Source organism: Luteibacter sp. KNZ12-1A (genome assembly GCF_056755675.1).
This window is the reverse complement of the sequence record NZ_JBPGXU010000077.1, coordinates 1-18,899: the sequence shown is the minus strand read 5'-3', so window position 1 is coordinate 18,899 and position 18,899 is coordinate 1. Positions and strand designations below refer to the sequence as shown.

At 65.3% G+C, this 18,899-nt stretch carries 14 protein-coding genes; 7 read left to right on the top strand and 7 right to left on the bottom strand.

All coding sequences use genetic code 11. The features are described 5' to 3' along the window. Positions 1–129: 129 nt before the first annotated feature. Positions 130–1,257 carry an aminotransferase class I/II-fold pyridoxal phosphate-dependent enzyme gene (locus tag ACR9ZJ_RS14350; RefSeq protein WP_481288118.1) on the bottom strand — a complete coding sequence of 376 codons (1,128 nt, stop codon included), beginning with the start codon at positions 1,255–1,257 and terminating at the stop codon, positions 130–132. 117 nt (positions 1,258–1,374) lie between these two features. Between ACR9ZJ_RS14350 and ACR9ZJ_RS14345 the strand changes: the two genes are divergently transcribed. Then, positions 1,375–2,253 (top strand): EamA family transporter, encoded by an 879-nt coding sequence (locus tag ACR9ZJ_RS14345; RefSeq protein WP_481288117.1) that lies wholly within the window; start codon positions 1,375–1,377, stop codon positions 2,251–2,253. Positions 2,254–2,307: 54 nt separating this feature from the next. Here ACR9ZJ_RS14345 and ACR9ZJ_RS14340 read toward each other — a convergent pair whose 3' ends face one another. Beyond that, a complete protein-coding gene (locus ACR9ZJ_RS14340) occupies positions 2,308–5,217 on the bottom strand; it encodes an autotransporter family protein (RefSeq protein ID WP_481288116.1) in 2,910 nt (969 codons plus the stop codon). A 314-nt stretch (positions 5,218–5,531) separates the two neighbouring features. Between ACR9ZJ_RS14340 and ACR9ZJ_RS14335 the strand changes: the two genes are divergently transcribed. From ACR9ZJ_RS14335 to ACR9ZJ_RS14315, 5 genes are all read left to right on the top strand, one after another. Further along, on the top strand, positions 5,532–5,774 hold the full coding sequence (locus ACR9ZJ_RS14335; protein ID WP_481288115.1) for a hypothetical protein: 243 nt from the start codon (positions 5,532–5,534) through the stop codon (positions 5,772–5,774). A gap of 247 nt (positions 5,775–6,021) precedes the next feature. Next, the gene (locus tag ACR9ZJ_RS14330) at positions 6,022–7,905 is read left to right on the top strand and encodes a CocE/NonD family hydrolase (protein ID WP_481288119.1); all 1,884 of its coding nucleotides are present in this window, start codon (positions 6,022–6,024) and stop codon (positions 7,903–7,905) included. 91 nt (positions 7,906–7,996) lie between these two features. Next, positions 7,997–8,935, top strand: coding sequence for a non-homologous end joining protein Ku (gene ku / locus ACR9ZJ_RS14325; RefSeq protein WP_481288114.1), 939 nt, complete (start codon positions 7,997–7,999; stop codon positions 8,933–8,935). A gap of 3 nt (positions 8,936–8,938) precedes the next feature. Further along, entirely contained in the window at positions 8,939–9,811 is an 873-nt protein-coding gene (ligD, locus tag ACR9ZJ_RS14320) for a non-homologous end-joining DNA ligase (protein ID WP_481288113.1), read from the top strand. Between the two features lie 145 nt (positions 9,812–9,956). After that, positions 9,957–10,328 carry a hypothetical protein gene (locus ACR9ZJ_RS14315; protein WP_481288112.1) on the top strand — a complete coding sequence of 124 codons (372 nt, stop codon included), beginning with the start codon at positions 9,957–9,959 and terminating at the stop codon, positions 10,326–10,328. Positions 10,329–10,470: 142 nt separating this feature from the next. Here ACR9ZJ_RS14315 and ACR9ZJ_RS14310 read toward each other — a convergent pair whose 3' ends face one another. From ACR9ZJ_RS14310 to ACR9ZJ_RS14290, 5 genes are all read right to left on the bottom strand, one after another. Then, on the bottom strand, positions 10,471–11,388 hold the full coding sequence (locus tag ACR9ZJ_RS14310) for an MBL fold metallo-hydrolase (RefSeq protein ID WP_481288111.1): 918 nt from the start codon (positions 11,386–11,388) through the stop codon (positions 10,471–10,473). 199 nt (positions 11,389–11,587) lie between these two features. Then, complete coding sequence (locus ACR9ZJ_RS14305) at positions 11,588–12,808, bottom strand: AGE family epimerase/isomerase (RefSeq protein WP_481282593.1); 1,221 nt, start codon at positions 12,806–12,808, stop codon at positions 11,588–11,590. Beyond that, positions 12,805–13,785, bottom strand: a complete 981-nt coding sequence (locus tag ACR9ZJ_RS14300; RefSeq protein WP_481282594.1) for a carbohydrate kinase family protein — start codon at positions 13,783–13,785, stop codon at positions 12,805–12,807. The genes ACR9ZJ_RS14305 and ACR9ZJ_RS14300 overlap by 4 nt, the downstream gene beginning before the upstream one ends. A 75-nt stretch (positions 13,786–13,860) precedes the next feature. Further along, positions 13,861–15,090: an L-fucose:H+ symporter permease gene (gene fucP / locus ACR9ZJ_RS14295; protein WP_481282759.1), complete on the bottom strand. Its 1,230-nt coding sequence runs from the start codon at positions 15,088–15,090 to the stop codon at positions 13,861–13,863. A gap of 112 nt (positions 15,091–15,202) precedes the next feature. Continuing rightward, positions 15,203–16,252 (bottom strand): LacI family DNA-binding transcriptional regulator, encoded by a 1,050-nt coding sequence (locus tag ACR9ZJ_RS14290; RefSeq protein WP_426285558.1) that lies wholly within the window; start codon positions 16,250–16,252, stop codon positions 15,203–15,205. Between the two features lie 169 nt (positions 16,253–16,421). On the opposite strand from ACR9ZJ_RS14290, the gene ACR9ZJ_RS14285 reads away from it, so the two are divergent. Next, positions 16,422–18,770 (top strand): GH92 family glycosyl hydrolase, encoded by a 2,349-nt coding sequence (locus ACR9ZJ_RS14285; protein WP_481288110.1) that lies wholly within the window; start codon positions 16,422–16,424, stop codon positions 18,768–18,770. Positions 18,771–18,899: the final 129 nt, after the last annotated feature.

Genomic DNA, 18,899 nt, shown 5'->3' with positions numbered 1-18,899 from the left:
GGGGGGGGGGGGGGGGCTGTCTTTCTCTCTCCCCCCCCCCCCCCCCCCCCCGCGACTCCCCTTGCCTCGACGCAAAAATCCGCGATGGCGAAGCCGAGCCGTACCCCCGAAGTTCCGGCGAAGCATCCTTTATTCCCCCAGGTATCGGTCCAGGGCGTCGATCGCCTCTGCGCAGTCCGCGCGGCCGAAACCGATGCGGAAGCGGTCGGTGGGAGTGGCCGTGAGTTCCGACCGGTAGTTGGATGCGGGGAGCAGGAGTACGCCGGCTTGTTCGACGAGGCCGGTCGCGAATGCGTCGACACCCTCCGGTCCCAGGTACCGCGGATAGGCGATGCAACCGCCGTCAGGGCGATACCACTGGAAGCGGTCGGGCCAACGTGCGAAGAAGCCGTCCAGCGTGGCGAGGTTGCGGTCGATGCGCTTGCGATGTCCCTCCAGGATCGTCGAGCGTGCCTTCAGCGCGATCAAGGCCAAGGCCTCCGATGGCCCGGCATTGCATATCGACAGGTAGTGCTTGTAGCGCTCCATGCGCTGTAACACCGAGCGATCCGCACAGGCGATCCAACCGATGCGCAGTCCCGGCAGTCCATAGGCCTTGGACATCACGCCGAGCGATAGCCCCTTTTCATAGACGTCGGCGGCTTGGGGCAGGTGTGCCGATCCCGAGGGGCCGAGGGAGTGGTACACCTCGTCGCTGAAGAGCCAGATGCCGTGTTTGCGGCACAGTGCCACGAGGGCGTCGAAACGCTCGCGCTCCAGGATCTTGCCGGTGGGATTGTGCGGAAAGTTGATCGATACGACGCGGGTATTCGGTCGGATCGCCGCCGCCACGTCGTCGATATCTAGGGACCAATGGTCATCCGGATTCAACGCGACACCGGTTACCTCGCAAATCGATAGGGGAATCGTTTCGGCCGCCTGGTAATTCGGCGTGACCACGATGGCATGGTCGCCGGGCTCCAGCAGCACGCGCATGGCGATGTAGATGCCCTCCTCGGCACCCGCGAAGCAGAGGATGTCCGCTGCGTCGCGTTGCTGGTATGTCGACGCGATGGCTTCACGCAGCGTGGGGGCGCCATAGGTCTGCGTGTAACCCAGGTGCAAGGTCTCGAAGGCCTCGCGATCGGCGGGCTCCGCGAGCGCGAGCAATTGGGTGAGGCTCATGCTCTGGGCATCGGATGCCGTGAGGTGGTAGCGCGCGGCGAATTCCCAGCGCGAGAACCAGCTTTCGAGTCGGAAGTCGGGAAGGGCGGTCATGACCAGGCGTGGTCCTGTTTGTAGACAATATGTCTCATATAAACATAATGTCCAAGCATGTGCCACATGGGCCCACCCTCCCTATAGAAATGCGTGGTCAGCGGATACAGTGTCGCAATGAACTCTACGCGCTCCACCCTATGGCTGCCGGCGCTTGCCGTGCTCGGCTCTGTCACGTCGTTGTGCATCGGCACGTCGTTTGCGAAGAAGCTGTTTCCGCTCATCGGCGCCGAGGGCACGTCGGCGCTTCGCGTCGGTTTTTCCGCACTGGTGCTGCTGATCGTGTGGCGCCCCTGGCGCTGGCCGTTGAGCCGCCGCGATGCGGGCTCGGTGATCCGTTACGGGTTGACCCTTGGCGTGATGAACCTGCTGTTCTACCTCGCCCTGCGCACGATCCCGTTCGGCATCGCCGTGGCCATCGAGTTCAGTGGGCCCTTGGCGGTGGCGATGTGGTCGTCGCGCCGACCGGTGGATTTCGTCTGGCTTGCTTGTGCTATCGCAGGTCTGGTCATGTTGTTGCCGCTTGGCCATGACAGCCCGCTCGACCCCGTGGGCGTCGCGTTGGCCCTGGCCGCCGCCGTGTGCTGGGCCCTTTACATCGTCTTCGGCAAGAAGGCGGGACACCTGCACGCGGGGCATTCGGTCTCGCTGGGGCTCGTTGCCGCCAGTTTCGTCGTCGTGCCCTATGGGATTGCGCATGCGGGAGCGAGTTTGCTGAATCCCGGCATCCTGGCTGCCGGACTCGGTGTGGCCATCGTCTCCAGCGCCATTCCCATGTCGCTGGAGATGATGGCGTTGAAGCGCCTGCCCAGTGAGACCTTCGGCATCATGGTGAGTCTGGAACCCGCCGTCGCATCCCTGCTGGCGATGTTGCTCCTGGGCGAGCACCTCATCTCGTCGCAGTGGCTGGCGATCGGTTTCATCGTGCTGGCATCGATCGGTAGCACGGTGACGGCGAAGCGTGCGGCGCCCCCATCGGTGGAAGTGGTTGGCTGAGGTCGACCGGGTGCGGCGTGACAGGCGGGTCGCAGCCTGCGACCCGCCCATCGGTTACCAGGCCTTGCGAACCCCGAGCGTCCCCGCGACACGCCGGTAGTGGCGGGCACCGAAGCGTGTTTCCACGTCGCCCCACACCCGCCAGCCGCTATGTCTCAGGAAGGCGACGCCGAGTTTCAGCGCGTAGCTGTTGCGCGGCACGCCACCTGCGAAGGTTTCGCCATCGAGTTGCGTGGCATCCATCTTGCCGAGGCGGCGAAGCCAGTTGGCGGCCACGTACGGCGAGGCGACGTGCCCGCCCGGCGTGTTCCAGCGAGCCGCCGCACGAGCGCCAAGACGGCTGGTGACCCCGCTGGTATGCGCCGGGATGATACGGGTCCCATTGGCTTCGGTATGCCTGCCACCGCGCATCCGGGTGGCGAGCAACTGTGCCTGGGGTTCCAGGTAGGCGTCGGATTCCGTGCCCAGTGTGGTGCGCCACCGGTGACCGGCTTCGATGCTGGCGGTGAGCACGCCGCTACCGTAGCGCTCGTTCCGCAAGGCGTCGCCTTCCACCCGCTGATTGACGTGCGCGTATTGGGTCCAGCCGCGCAGGTACATGCCATTGTTGGCCCGGACTCCCCCATAGACGCCGGCGGCCGCACCGCGCACGCGCCCCTTGGCCGAATACCGCGTGAGCAGGGAATGGCCACGCGTATCCGCTTGTCCTGCGGAGGCCATGACGCCCACGTGTGACGCGGCGGCTCCGTCGCCGCGAAGCAGGTCGGCGCCCACGGTGAGTTCGTTCGTGGAGGTTGTCGTGGTGATCTGATCGCGCAGGTCGAACGTGGTGTGCTGGCGTTCGAAGCGCGCCCACGCACTGCGGCGGGAGCCTTCGTCTTCCTCGTCTTCACCCGCGCCAGGGCCCGCCTGGAACATGGCGAGCGCCGCGGTCTGGTTGGCCCGGTACGTACCTGTTTCCGGACGCAGCACCGGTGCGGGTGGCTCGCCAGGATCGACCCATTCGCCAGGATCCGGTGTTTGCGGGTCGACGATGACCTCACGCACGCTCGATCGCAGATACCAGTCGCCGTCGTCGGGTTGGCTCAGGGAACCTTGGTACAGGAAGTACTCGTGCGCTCCGGCGACCGCGCGGCCAGCGAGTTTAAAGCTGCCGTCCGAGCGGCCGTCGACCCTGACGAGGGGGATGCCGTCCTCGGTGTGGTCGCCTGTGCCGTCGAGCATGTCGACGGCGATCAGGCTGCCCCCCGAGGTATTGCCCGTGACATGGACGAGGTCCGCCGGGGAGTGATCGTCGCCAAGCTGGCCACGCATCCGGAACAGGCCATCGTTGCCCTCGTAATCGCCGGCGATGGTGAGCGTCCCGAATGATCCTGGCGCACTCGGTGCGAAGGCGACGACGCCGTGGTCGTTGCGCAGGCTGCCGATGCGACTGTCGCCGGTGACGTTCCAGGTGCCACCGCTCTCCAGGGAAACATGGCGCACGATCGATGTGGCGCCGGACCAGGTAGCGGCGTTCTTGATGGAAAGCGAGAACTTCGTCTGGTCGGACGGAGGCGCATCCGGTTTGTCCGAAAGGCGGATAGCCCCCACGGCGACGGTGCGGTCGTCCAGCACCACGGTGAACGCCTGCGTGGACGCCGGGTCCACTTCCGCGAATACCCCGTTTCCACTGGTCAGCGATGCACCTCCACCCAGGCGGACGATACCGGGATCGTTGAGACCCAAGGCGGCACCGTTCTGGCTATGCAGGGAGCCGCCATCCATGCGCAGCGTGCCACCCGCCTCCACGATGGCACCGTAGGCGCCGATGCCCGAAACCTCGACCGTGCTGCCCATGCTGCGGATGTCGCCGCCGGAAGCGTGGATGCCGTGCGCGCTGGCTCCCGAGGTGACGATCGATGAATCGCGCAATTGCACGGTGCCGCCCAGGGTCGCGAACACGCCGTATGCCGACGCGCCTGCCGTGGAGACGCGGGAGCCGCGGACATCGATCTGTGGGAGGCGACCCGGATGATCGCCTCCCTGCGCGAGCAAACCATGGCTTTGATGGCCAAGTGTAATGACGTCGACGTTTCCGGCGGCGACCGAACCGCCACGATTGTCCAGGCCCGAGGCGAAATCGCCTGTGGTTTCGATGCGCGTGCCGGCCAATGAGAGAGGCCCCCCATTGGCCACGCTCACACCGGCGGCGTGTTCGCCATGGGTGAGGAGGTTGCTGCGGGTGACGGTGAACAAGCCGCTGCCGGTGTTGACGTTCAACGCGTTCGCCCACTCGCCGTTCGTGGTTACCTGGACGTCTTCCAGTGTGGCGGTGGCGGTGTCCTGGGTATGGACGCCATGACTTTCCCTGCCCAAGGTCTCGATCTGCGTGCGGCGCGCGGAGAGCGAGGAGCTGCCGTCGCGGGCGATCAAGCCGGCGGCGTTGTTCCCTTCGGTGCGTATGCTCGTTCCCTCGACCAGGAACTGGCCGCCATCCTCGGCCACGATGCCGGCGGCGACCGTGCCCAGCGTATGGATGCTGCCACCCTCGATACGGCCGGCCGCGCCGTCCAGCGCGAAGGTGGCGCCCGTGGCGCTGCCACCCTCGGTACGGATGTCGACGCCGTAAAGGGCTGTGACGGTGCCTTGTGTGCCCGTGACATAAAGGCCATGGGCGAGATCGCCCGTCGTGATCAGTTCGCCGCCGGTGAGGGTGACTTCGCTGAAGGCGCCGGTCACGCGGATGGCGGACGCGGATTCACCGTGGGTACGCAGGACGACGTGCTTGCCCTCGGCCTTGCCGCCATGGGTGGCCAACACCCCGTAGCGTGATGGTTCGTTGGTTTCGTAGCTTCCGGCGTCGATATCCAGCCAGGTGCCGTCGGCCACGAACGGCGGGGGCTCGGCCGAGGCCGCCGGGGCGCAAAACGCCGCCACGAAGGCGGCGAGGTATCGGCGGGGAGAGGGGTGTTGTATGGTCAAAGCGTCACTCCATGTCAGGCGGCTGGGCAGGGGTGCCCAACAGCAACTTCGGGGTGACAGGATAGGGACTGGCTTCAAATGGCGGAACGCGATTATTCTGAAAATGTCTGCGAACGCCGTCTGCGATGCGCCGCCGGACATCCACGCTTCACAATAGCCGTTGCACCCTAGGCGGGTCCGTCTTTGGACGGGTGCGCCCCGGATGCGAGTTTTATTTTGTCTGCAAGCGCGACGATTGCCGTGGAAGGTTCGCCATTTCGGCGGTATGCTCCGCAGCGCTTGCCCTATACATAACAAATGAGGAGCCCTAAATCATGAAGGTCATTTCCATCACTGCCCTGGCTTTTGTCGCCGCTGCCATGCTGTCGGGCTGCAACAAGTCCGACGACACCTCGGCCACCGCGCCGTCGTCCGCTTCGACCGCCGCTGCCGCCCCCGAGGCTGCTCCGGCCGCCACGCCGCCGGCCGACACCACCCCGCCGGCCGCCAGCACGGCCGCTCCGGCTGCGTCCGGCACCGCCGCTCCGGCTCCGGCTTCGACCGCTTCGGGTCAGTAAGCCACGCTCGCGAACGCCCGTCCTTCCCCGGAAGGACGAGCGGATCCGCGGAAAAAACGCCGCTGCTGTTCGCAGCGGCTTTTTTTTGTCCGTTGCCAGGGCTCCACGCATGCCTCGTGCCAGGCGGCGGCCAACGGGCTCCATGCCTCGTGACCTGTAGCCCTTCCGTTCAGGATGCGGCAGGCTAGGGCGGTTCCGTCCCACTGCCACAGGAATACCCATGCCACGTCGTCCCGTGTTGCTGCCCATGCTCGCGCTGTCCCTGGCTGTCGCCTCGTCCCTGGTCGCCGCGCAGACCGCGCCGCTGACGCCGGATATCCCGGCAAAGTACGACGCGCCCACCAGCGCCAACGACTACGTCAAGCGCGTCGTCGAGATTCCGATGCGAGACGGGGTGAAACTGCACACCGTCATCGTCATCCCGAAGAACGCGAAACACGCCCCGATCCTGCTCACCCGCACCCCCTATAACGCCGACGGGCGCGCGGAGCGCTCGGACGCGCCGACCATGCGCAACCTGCTGCCGATGGGCGACGAGGTCTTCGTGGACGCCGGGTACATCCGGGTCTTCCAGGACATTCGCGGCAAATACGGCTCCGAAGGCGACTACGTGATGACCCGGCCGCTGCGCGGGCCGTTGAATGCCTCCGACGTCGACCATTCCACCGACGCCTACGACACGATCGAATGGCTGACGAAGAACCTGCCCGAATCCAATGGCAAGGTCGGCATGATCGGGTCCTCCTACGAGGGTTTCACCGTGGTGATGGCCCTGGTGAATCCCCATCCCGCGCTCAAGGTGGCCGCGCCGGAGAGCCCGATGGTGGATGGCTGGATGGGCGACGACTGGTTCCATTACGGCGCCTTCCGCCAGACCAATTTCGACTACATCACCGGGCAGAACGCCAAGCGCGGCAAGGGCGCGAGCATTCCGCGCGTGGGCTACGACGACTACGCGAACTTCCTGGCCGCCGGTTCCGCGGGGGATTATGCGCGGGCCGCGGGCCTCGACCAGTTGCCCTATTGGCGCAAGCTCAGCGAACACCCCGCCTACGACGCCTACTGGCAAGGACAGGCACTGGACAAGGAAATGGGCCGCCAGCCGTTGAAGGTGCCCACGATGTGGGTGCAGGGCCTGTGGGACCAGGAGGACATGTGGGGTGCCATCCACAGCTACGAGGCGGTGGAGCCCAAGGACAAGGGCAACGACAGGAACTACCTGGTGATGGGCCCGTGGAGGCACAGCCAGGTGAATTACGACGCGTCGTCGCTGGGTGCGCTCCAGTGGGACGGCGACACCGCGCTGCAGTTCCGCCGGGACGTCCTCCTGCCCTTCTTCAACCAGTACCTGGTCGATGGCGCGCCCAAGGCGAACACCCCGCCGGTGCTGATCTACAACACGGGCGAGAACCATTGGGACCGCTTCAAGAGCTGGCCGCAGGCCAAATCTAGCCGTCCGATGTACCTTAACGCCAACGGAAAGTTGTCGTTTGAGGCTCCTGGCGCGGCCGAATCCAAGTATGACGAGTACGTCTCGGACCCGGCCAAGCCGGTGCCGTACGTGCCGCGTCCGGTGCATTTCGCCGATCGGCAATCGTGGACCACGTGGCTCGTGCAGGACCAGCGATTCGTCGATGGACGTCCGGACGTCCTGACCTACGTGACCGAGCCGCTCACCGCGCCGCTGAAGGTGGCGGGTGCGCCGCAGGTGAACCTCTACGCCTCGACCAGCGGTACGGACAGCGACTGGGTGGTGAAGCTGATCGACGTCTATCCCGACACCAATGCCAGCACGCCGACCATGGGTGGCTACGAACTCGCCGTTTCCATGGATATCTTCCGCGGCCGCTACCGCGAGAGCTTCGCCGAGCCCAAGGCGCTCACGCCGAACACGCCGCTGGAATATCGCTTCGGCCTGCCCACCGTGAACCACACCTTCCTGCCCGGTCACCGGGTGATGGTGCAGGTGCAGTCGTCCTGGTTCCCGCTGTACGACCGTAATCCGCAGACCTTCGTGCCCAATATCTTCTTCGCCAAGCCGTCCGACTACCGGAAGGCCACGCAGCAGGTATGGCACGCGCCCGGCACGGCCAGCGCGATCGAGCTGCCGGTGGTCCAGGGCGGGAAGTAAGGGCCGAACAGGGCCGCCAGCGGGGCTTTTGCGTTCCCTGCACGCCACCGGCGCGATCCTCGGTCTCCACCCGAGCCCGAGGATCGCCCGCATGGCCCGCCCCATCTGGACCGGTACGCTGTCGTTCGGCCTGCTCAACGTGCCGATCCGGCTGATGTCCGGAGAGCGACGCAACGACCTGCATTTCCGCATGCTCGACCAGCGCGACAATACGCCGGTGCGCTATGAACGCGTGAACGCGGATACCGGCGAGGAAGTCCCCTGGAAGGACATCGTCAAGGCCTTCGAGTACCAGAAGGGCAACTATGTCGTTCTCGAAGAGGACGACATCCGTAACGCCGCCAGCGATGCGCACGAGACGGTGGAGATCGACACCTTCGTCGATGCCAGCGAGATCGCGCCGGCGTACTACGAGAAGCCGTATATCCTGCTTCCGGCGAAGAAGGCCGAGAAAGGCTATGTGCTTCTGCGCGAGACGCTGAAGAAAACCGGCAAGGCGGGCATCGCCCGCGTGGTCATCCGGACCAGGGAATACCTCGCCGCCGTCATGCCGCAAGGCGACGCACTCGTCCTCAACCTGCTTCGCTACAAGTCGGAAGTGGTGGACGCGGAAGACTTCGAGTTGCCGGGAAAATCGACGGCGGAATACCGCATTTCCTCGCGCGAGATGGAAATGGCGACCGACCTCATCGAGTCGATGTCGGGTAAGTGGAAGCCCGAGGATTATCGCGACGAGTTTCGCGAGAAACTTCGCTCGGCCATCGAAAAACGCCTGAAGAGCAAGGGCGTCACCGCCACCGTGGAGGAAGAAGACCGTACGCCGGAGAACGCCACGACCAACGTCGTCGACTTCATGGCGCTGTTGAAGAAGAGCATCGGCGCGAAGACGCGTACACCGGCGGCGAAGAATGCTCCGGGACGCAAGGCGGCGACGAAGAAGGCACCGGCGAAGAAAACCGCCGCGAAAAAGACGGCGGCGAAGAAGACCGCCTCGCGCAAGGCACCGGCCAGGCGCCGGAAGGCGGGCTGACTCATGGCGGGACAAAACGTCGGCGGCATCACCATCACCCACCCCGAACGCGAGGTGTTCGGCGAGGGTGGTCCGACCAAGGGCGAGGTGGCGGCGTATTACGAAGCGGTCGCTTCGCGCATGCTGCCCGAACTGCGCGGGCGTCCACTCTCGCTGGTCCGTTGCCCACAGGGCACCACCGGCCAGTGTTTCTTCCAGAAGCACCACAGCGACAAGCTCGGCGAGCACGTCAAGGCCGTCACGTTGACGGAAAAGGACGGGGGTGAAGCCGGGTACATCTATGTGGACGATGTCGCCGGTGTGCTCGAACTGGTGCAGATGAATACGCTCGAGTTCCACCCCTGGGGTGCCCGCGCGGATAAGCCCGACCAGCCGGACCGCCTGATCTTCGACCTGGACCCGGCCAGCGGTGTCGCATGGAAGGACATCGTGGCGGCGGCCCGCGAAATCCGTGATCGCCTTGCCGAGGTGAAGCTGGAAAGCTTCGTGCGCACGTCGGGTGGCAAGGGCCTGCATGTGGTGGCGCCGTTTCGCCGGGGACCGTCGTGGGAGGCGGTGAAAGCATTTTGCGAAGGCATCGCCGATGCGATGGTCGCCGATAAACCCCAGCGTTACATCGCGCAGGCGAGCAAGGCCAAGCGCGAGGGCCTGATCTTCATCGACTGGTTGCGCAACACCCGCGGCGCCACGAGCGTCACCGGCTGGTCATTGCGCGCACGGCACGGTGCGCCGGTGGCGATGCCCGTGCGCTGGGATGAGATCGCGCGGCTGAAAGGCGGCGGGGCCTTCGACCTGAAGAAGGCGTTGAAACGGGCGAAGTCCACGGATGCGGACCCCTGGGCCGGCATCGCGTCACTTAAACAGTCGCTGCCCTAGCGTTGATAGCCTCGGCGACATGCCTAAGCCTGAATGGGTGTCCGGGCGGCCTTCCTATTCTTGCAGTCGGGCGAGGGCGCGCGCGGGGTTTCCCCAACTGATATAAGTGCGTAGGGACGGAGCATTTAACCGGTGCCGGAGATGAATGAATCATCTAGTTCGATCAGGCGCCCTGCGCTGCAGGGATCAAATTATGGGCATTCCATCTGACAGGCAGGAACTCTCTCCGCGAGAGATTTACGACGCTTACTACCGACCCGAAGAGATCGATTTCAATCTATTTTCAGAGTTGCTCGAACACGTTTCCCAAGAGTTGAAGATACGGGCCGGTTTGCTCAGGCCGGAGGATCGCTTCGACGTTGAGTTGGCTCCGGCCGCAGGCAACGAGTGGGACTCAGGCATCGGGATACTCATGTTGGACATGAAGCGCTTTGCAAAAAGAAAAGGCCGTCCGGTGGATCGAAAACTCATTGCCTTGGATGACTATTTGCGGTTCATGAGCGAGGTGTACGAGTAGAAGTTGTCTATGGGACTGCCCCGTCATAGCGCTGCGTGGCGAGGGCGTTCCGGAAAAGTCAGAGGGCATGTCTCGACCTCTCCGTGCAGCTGGAGCCAGCCTGACCTTTCCAGATCGCGGCTGGCTCCATACGTCCCAGAAATCAGAAATCCCAGATCACAGGCACCCAACGGAACGTGTCCCCGTTGATCGCGACACGGCCCACGGACGGGAAGGGCAGGTGGGTGGCCACCATCAGCGAGCCGCTCTCCGCCATCTCGCGGAACAGGCTCACGCGTACGCGGGCGGCTTCCTCGGGATCGTGCTCGAAGCCGTTGGACCATTCCGGGTGATCGAAGCCGACGGGGAAGACGGCGTCGCCGGCGAAGGTCAGCCGCTCCCCGCGCGAGGTCAGCGCCACCACCGAGTGCCCCGGGGTGTGTCCACCGGTGCGCCGGACGACGACGCCCGGCGCGACTTCGTACGATTCGTCGAAGGTCTGGATGCGGTCGCGGTATTCGTTCGCAAAGCTCTTCGCGGTCGATCGAAGCACTGGCGGCACCGCCGGCGGCATGGCGGTGTGGGTGAAGTCGGGTGCCTCCCAGAACGCGACCTCGGCGGCGTTCACGTGGATACGGACGTCCGGACGCAAGCCCTCCTTCACGCCATCGACAAGCAAGCCGCCGATATGGTCCATGTGCATGTGGGTGATCACCACGTCGGTGATCGATGCGAGATCGATGCCGGCGGAGGCCAGTCGCTGCGGAAGGTGGCCGGTGCGCGGGAAGCCCGGAAACTGGACGCCCAGTCCGGCGTCGATGAGGATCGTCTGTTCACCGCTGCGCACCACCATCACGTTCAGCGGCCAGTCGAAGGTGTCCGGCGGCATGTACATGTAACCCAGCCAGTCCGACAGATCGGTGGGTGCGGCGTTCGCCGCCATGATCACCGCCGGTATCGGCATGACACCGTCGCTGATCACGAGCACGTCGATGTCGCCGATCTTCACCGCGTAGCGGGACGGGACCAGTTCTTGAGGGGGCTGCGCGGCGGGACGCACGATGGGGGTTACGGACGACATGATGAACTCCAGGGAGGGATGCGTCTGCATCCTAGGTCGCGGGAGAAATCGTCAGTAGGTCCGCCGAGCGCGTCACCGTGTTGCCTGAAACGCACCACACAGGGCTGCACGCGCAGCGGCTCTCGGCGTATTGGAAGAACGTGCGGTGGTGGAATGCCGGGCTCCTGCCTTCCAGCGGAGCCCGGCGGTTGCTCATTATTTACTTAGCCTGCATCCGCCGCAGCGAAGCCATCACTTCGTAGCACGCGCCCATCGTGTGATAGTCGGTCTTGCCGGCGGGACTCTTCTCGTCGTCGTACTTCTCGTTGTTGCGCTTGAGGATGCGATACCACGCGCCGTACGTGTGGTCGACGAAGTGTTGCCAGCTGTAGGCCCAGATCCTGTCGTACCACTCGTCGTACTTCTTCTCGCCGGTGGTCTCGAACAGCAGCTGCGCCGCGCCCAGCGACTCGGCCTGTACCCAGAAATACTTGTCGTCGTCGCAGACATCGCCCTCGGGCGAGAAACCATAGGCGATGCCGCCGTATTCCTTGTCCCACGCCTTGTCGAGCGCTTCGTCGAACAAGTGCTTCGCCGTGGGGACGAGCCACGGCTTATGCCGCGCCGTGCCCTTGGTGTAGCGTTCGAGCATCATCAACAGCTTCGCCCATTCGGTCTGGTGGCCGGGCTGGAAGCCCCACGGACGGAACAGGTGCTTGGGATTGTCGAGGTTGTATTCCCAGTCGATCGTCCAGTCGCTGTGGTAGTGCTCCCACACGAGTTTCTGCGGCGTCAGTCCGGCCTGGCGTTGGGTCATGTTCTCGGCCAGCAGCAGCGCGCGGTCGAGGAAGCGGTCGTCCTTCGTGGCTTCCCACGCGGCGATCATCGCCTCGGTCATGTGCATGTTCGCGTTCTGGCCGCGGTAACCGGTGAAGTTCCAGTCCTTGTCGGCCTCGTCGCGGTAGAGGCCGTAGGACGGTTCCCAGTAGCGCTTCTCGAGCAGGTTCCAGATCTCGTTCTGCCAGCCCTTCGCTTCCTCGAAACCGACTTTCACGCCGCAGGAATACGCGAGCAACATGAAGGCCAGGCCGTAGCAGTGGTTCATCTGGTCGTCGCGCTTGCCGTCGGCGATGGTCCAGGCATAGCCGCCGGTTTCCGGGTTGAGGTGCACCTCGCGCAGGTACTTCAGCCCGTGCATCGTGAGTTCCTTGTCCTCGGGCTTCTTGAACTCGAGGTAGGCCATCGCGTGGTTGAAGACGAAGCGCGTGCTGGACACGAGGTGGCGGTGGGTCCTGTCGTAGACCGTGCCGTCGTCCTTGTAGTACTGGAAGAAGCCGCCGGCCGGATCGACCTCGTTCGGCTTGTAGAAGGCCATGGTCTTTGCGACGTGGTCGCGCAGGACATCGACGGAATGGAAATCGGGAAGGGGAACGGTCGTCATGCGTGCTTCTCCATGAAGGCCTTCACTTCGGCCTGGTCGGGGATGGCGGTGAACGAGCCCTTGCGGGTGGCGGTGATCGCGCCGCACGCGGCGGCGAATCGGATCAGGTCGACGAGGCGGCGTTCGTCGGCGATGAGCGTGTCGAAGCGTTCGGGAGTGACGCCTTCGGTGGCGAGGCGGGCGAGCAATCCGCCGACGAAGGCATCGCCAGCGGCGGTCGTATCGACGGCATCCACGTGATAACCCTCGATGGTGCCGCGCGCGCCGCGCGAGAACCAGCGCATCGGCTCGGCGCCGTCGGTCACCAGCAGCAGTCGTGCCTTGCCGCGCCAGAGGCGCTCAAGCACGGCGTCGTCGGAACCCGCCCCGGCGTGGATGAAGGCGAACTCCTCCGCGCTCAGCTTGATCACGTCCGCTTCGTGCAGCGTTTCCCAAAGGCGTGGCAGCGGCGCCTCGTCGCGGGGCCACAAGGCGGGACGCAGGTTCATGTCGAAGCTCACCAGGGCACCGGCCGCGCGGGCGCGGCGCATGCCTTCCACCGTGGTGGCGGCGATGGCGGCTTCGGTCAGCGAGTTCGAGCAGACATGGAAGATGGCGAGGTCGTCGAAGGCTTCCTTGCGGAAGTGCTCGGGACGGAAGAGCAGGTCCGCGGCGGGCGGACGGTAGAAGCTGAAGCTGCGATCGCCCTTGTCGTCATGGGCGACGAAGGCCAGCGCCGTGCGGGCCTCGTCGGTACGGGCGATGTCGTCGGTACCGACACCGAGTTCGGTAAGGCTCTTCAGCAGGAAATCGCCGAACATGTCGCGTGCGAGCATGCCGGCAAAGCGGGCCTGGGCACCCAGGCGTGCCGCGGCGACCGCGACATTGGCCGGCGCGCCGCCGGCAAAGGGAACGAAGGCGGGAGGCTGACCGGCGCCGCCCTGGGGCTGTGCGTGGAAATCGATCAGCGCCTCGCCGAAGCAGAGGATGGAAGACATGCGTACGGCCTGTCCTTGGGGGCGAGGTGAAAAGAACGACGGCCGGCTCCGAGGCCGGCCGTCGTCATGGGGCGCTTAGCGAGTGGCGACAGGCACGCCGCGGATCTTCGAGCCGCTGAGGCCGTAGAACACGATGTACGCGTAGCAGATCAGCGGGATGAAGAAGGCGTGCTGCAAGCCGATCTGGTCGGCGATGACGCCCTGGATCCAGGGGATCAGCGCGCCGCCGACGATGGCCATGATCAGCAGGCTCGAGGCCTTGCCGGTCAGCGGACCCATGCGCTCGATGCCGAGCGAGAAGATCGTCGGGAACATGATCGAGTTGAACAGGCCGATGACGACGATGCTGTAAACGGCCACGGTGCCCGTGGTCATCATGGTGGTGAGCACCAGGAGCATGTTGATCACGGCGAACACGGCAAGCAGGTTGCGCGGCGAGAACTTGGCCAGCAGGGCCGAGCCGATGAAGCGGCCGACCATCGCGCCACCCCAGTAGAACGCCACGTGGCTGGCGGCCACTTCACCGGACATGTTGCCGATTTCCGGCAGCTGCAGGTAATTGATCATGAAGCTGCCGATCGCCACTTCGCCGCCGACATAGAAGAAGATGCCGAGCACGCCGAAGAACACGTGCGGGGTCTTCAGGGCGTCCATCAGCGTGTGGTGGCTGTCGTCGGCCTTCTCGGTGGTTTCTTCCAGCGCCGGCAGCTTGAACAGGTAGACGCCGACGGCCAGCAGGACCAGCACGACGGCCAGGCCGATGTACGGACCCTGCACCGAGGAGGCCTCATGTGCGCGATAGCTGATTTGCTCCGCCGCCGAGAGCTTGGCGATGTCCGCGCTGCTCTTCACGGCGTTGGAAAGGATCAGGAAGCCACCGAAGAACGGGGCCAGGAAGGTGCCGAAGGAATTCAGCGCCTGGGCCAGGGTGAGGCGGCTGGAGCTGGTCTTTTCGGGACCGAGCAGGGCCACGTAGGCATTGGCCGCCACCTGCAGCACCGTGATGCCGGTGGCGAGGATGAACAGCGCGGCGAGGAAGAACGGGTACAGGCGCATGCCCGCGGCGGGCCAGAACATCGCCGCGCCGATGCCGGCGACGATCAGGCCGGCGACGATGCTCTTCTTGTAGCCGAGCGCGGCGACGATCCTGCCCGCCGGCAGCGACATGATGAAGTACGCCCCGAAGAAGGTGAACTGGATCAGCAGCGCCTGGGCGTAGTTCAGTTCGAACACGGCCTTCAGATGCGGGATGAGGATGTCGTTCAGGCAGGTCAGGAACCCCCACATGAAGAAGATCGTCGTCATCACGCCGAGCGCGAGGGGGAAATAGGTGTAGCGGGTGTCGCCCGAGGTCGTCGATGACGACGAGCTGGACGATGGCGTGTAACCGGTGGCCATGGGGCGCTCCATTGTTGGTTCAGGGGGAGGACGGCGGGCAGCTGCTTTCGCGTACGACCAGCCGTACCGGCGCGATCGTATATGCAGTGTCCGTCTCGGGATTGCTCAATCTATCCAGGATGAGTTCGGCGCTGCGTCGGCCGAGGCCGCGCGGATCGACCGCGATGGTGGTCAGGGGCGGTACGCATACCGAGGCTTCCGCGACATCGTCGAACCCGGTCAGGGCGAAGTCCTCGCCCGGGCGGCGGCCGCGCTTGGTCAGGCCAAGCATGAGGCCCAGGGCGACGGCGTCGTTGTAGCAGACCGCCGCCGTGGGCGCGGGATCGCGGGCGAACAGGGCGCCGGTCTGCCGGGCGGCTTCGAGACGGGTGGGCGCGCTCTCGATCATCCAGGCGGGATCGACCTTGAGCCCGGCATCGCGCATGGCGCCGGCGTAACCCCGGCGGCGCTGTTCCACCGAGCTGGAGTCGCGATGGCCGCCGAAGAAGGCGATGCGCTGGTGGCCCAGGCCGATCAGGTGTTCGGTGGCGAGGCGGGCGCCGTGCTCGTTGTCCATCTCGAGCGTGTCCCAACGGTGCGCGCCATCGTCGTCGGGCAGTTCGCGGTTGAACACGAGCAGGGGCGTGTGCATGCCCACGGCGGCCAGCACCTGCTCACCCTCGCTGCCTTCGGCCGGGGAAAGGATGATCCCGGCGGGGCCATGCTCGATCAGCGAATTGAGCACCGCCTGCTGGCGGTCCGGCGATTCGCCGGTATTGCCCAGGAGGGTGACGTAACCCGCGCTGGCCAGGGCTTCGTCGGCCCCGGCGGCGAATTCGGCGAAGAAGGGGTTGCCGAGGTCGTTGATGACCAGGCCGATGCTCGAGGACGTGCGCCGGCGCAGGTTGGCCGCCGCCCGGTTATAAACGTAGCCCTGGCGCTTCAGTTCGGCCTCCACCCGGGCCCGGGTGGCGGAGTTGACCAAGGGGCTGCCGCGCAGCACCAGGGAAACGGTGGCCCGCGATACGTCGCAACCCTGGGCGATATCGGCGAGTGTCACCTTGCGGCGCTGCGGGGTATTCCTCGGCATTGGAGCTCCTTCAAACGATCTAAACCGGGCGATCATCGCGCGGTAGGCCCAGGGATGCATCACGCAGTGCAACATGCGTGACTGCGCTATCTTTGCTACGTTCGGTCTGTTTGTCACGATCCAAATGATCGCGGCCACTCGCAACGCGTCCACCCGAGGGGATCCCACGATGTCGAGCACCACCCGCCTGCGCCACGGCCTTCTGGCCGCCGCCCTGTCCTTCGCCTTGCCCGCGCTCACGCTGGCGGCCCCGAGCGACAAGGCGTCCAGCGCCTTCGCGGCGGTCGATCCGATGATCGGCACGGGTGGCGACGGGCATACCTTCCCCGGCGCCACGGTGCCCTTCGGCATGATCCAGCTCTCGCCGGACACGGCCATGCCGGACGTGAAGCACGCCTATAAATGGGCCGCCGGCTACCAGTACGGCGACTCGAGCATTCTCGGTTTCTCCCATACGCATTTCTCCGGCAGCGGCCATTCCGACCTGGGCGACGTGCTCGTCATGCCCATCGCCGGCGACGTGAAGCTGGATCCCGGTTCCCCCGACCAGCCCGGTAGCGGCTATCGCTCGCGCTTCGACCACAAGAGCGAGAAAGCCGAGGCAGGGTACTACGCCGTCACGCTGGCCGACTACGGCGTGCGGGCCGAGTTGACCGCGGGAGCCCGCGTGGGTTGGCACCGCTATACCTTCCCCAAGGGCAAGCCGGCCCACCTCCTGCTCGACCTCCGCCCCAGCATCTACGACTACGACGGCAAGGTGCTGTGGTCGTCCCTGCGCGTCCGCGCCGACGGCACGGTGACCGGGGGGCGCACCACGCGCGGCTGGGCGCCGGGCCGCCAGCTGTATTTCGCCATGCGCTTCAACCAGCCGCTGGCGTCGCGCAGCCTCAAGAACCGCGAATCCGCCATTCCCTACCGTGGCTTCAGCGGTCCGGGCAACCGTGCCGACGACGTGGACGCGATCAGCGGGCGGGCCCTGGAGGGCGTGTTCGATTTCGGCGACCTCGGCAAGCCGCTGGTCGTCAAGGTGGCGGTATCGTCCGTGAGCGAGGACAACGCGGTGGCCAACCTGGACAAGGACGGTGCCGGATTCGATTTCGACGCGCGCCGCGCGGAGGCCCGCCAGGCGTGGGAGACGGCCCTTTCCAGCGTGGACGTGCAGGCCCCCGCGCAGACCCGCAAGACGTTCTATACGGCGCTGTACCACGCCATGATCGCGCCCGGCCTGTCGATGGACGTCAACGGCGAGTACCGCGGCCCGGACAACCAGGTGCACACCGCCAAGGGCTTCGACTTCTACTCCACCTGGTCGCTCTGGGATGTGTACCGGGCACAGCAGCCCCTGATGACCTTGCTCGAACCGGCGAAAAGCAACGATTTCGTCAGTTCGTTGATCGCCGCCCGCCAGGCAAGCCCCTTCGGCATCCTTCCGGTGTGGGCGTACCAGGGCATGGAGACCTGGTGCATGATCGGCTACCACGCCGTGCCGGTGATCGCCGACGCCTATATGAAGGGTATTCGCGGCTACGATGCCAACGCCGCACTGGATGCCATGGTGGCCAGCGCCACCTACGGCCCCTACGGCGGCCTGGACGATTACATGAAGCTCGGCTACGTGCCGATCGACCGCCAGCCCGAAGCCGCGTCCAAGACGGTGGAATACGCGTTCGACGACTGGTCGCTGGCCCAGATGGCCAAGGCCATGGGCAAGGACGATATCGCCGCGACCTTCATGAAGCGCGCCGGTAACTGGAAGAACAGCTTCGACACCAAGACCGGTTTCCTCCGTGCCCGCAAGAGCGACGGCTCGTACCGCGAGCCGTTCGATCCCTCGTCCGCCGGCTACGGCAGCGACTACACCGAGGGTAACGCCTGGCAGTATTCCTGGTACGTGCCACAGGACGTCGCCGGGTTGATCGAGGCGCTGGGCGGCAGGCAGGCCTTCGTCGACAAGCTGGATTCCGTGTTCGATGCGAAGGTCGACCCGAAGTCCTTCGCCCATGTCGAGGACATCACCGGCCTGATCGGCTGGTACGCGCATGGCAACGAGCCGAGCCACCAGGTGGCCTACCTCTACGATTACGCCGGCCAGCCCTGGAAGACCCAGGAACGCCTGGTGAAGATCATGCAGACCCAATACACCCCGACGCCCACGGGCCTCGTCGGCAACGACGATCTTGGCCAGATGTCGGCGTGGTACATCTTCACGGCGCTGGGTTTCTACCCGGTGGCGCCCGGCAGCAACCAGTACGTGATCGGCCGTCCGTTCGTGGAAAAGGCCACGCTCAACCTCGCCGGAGGCAAGCGTTTCACCGTCACGGCCGACCACCTGGATGCGAAACATCCGTACGTGGGCAAGGTCACGCTCAATGGCAAGCCGCTGGAGCGGACCTTCGTTCGGCACGAGGAACTCGTCGCGGGCGGCGAACTGCATTTCTCGATGCAGGAAACGCCGGCGAAGACGTGGGGTACGGGCGAGGGTGCCCAGCCCTATTCCATGAGCGCCCCGGCGAACTGAGCCGGCCTTTCACGCACCGTCACAGGCTCTTCACGACACCTTCGGCATTAAGCACGCCTCCAAACGGACGGGTGCGCCGCTCTTCCCTTGCCAGCCGGCGGGGAAGAGGGCTGTCTCTTATACACATCT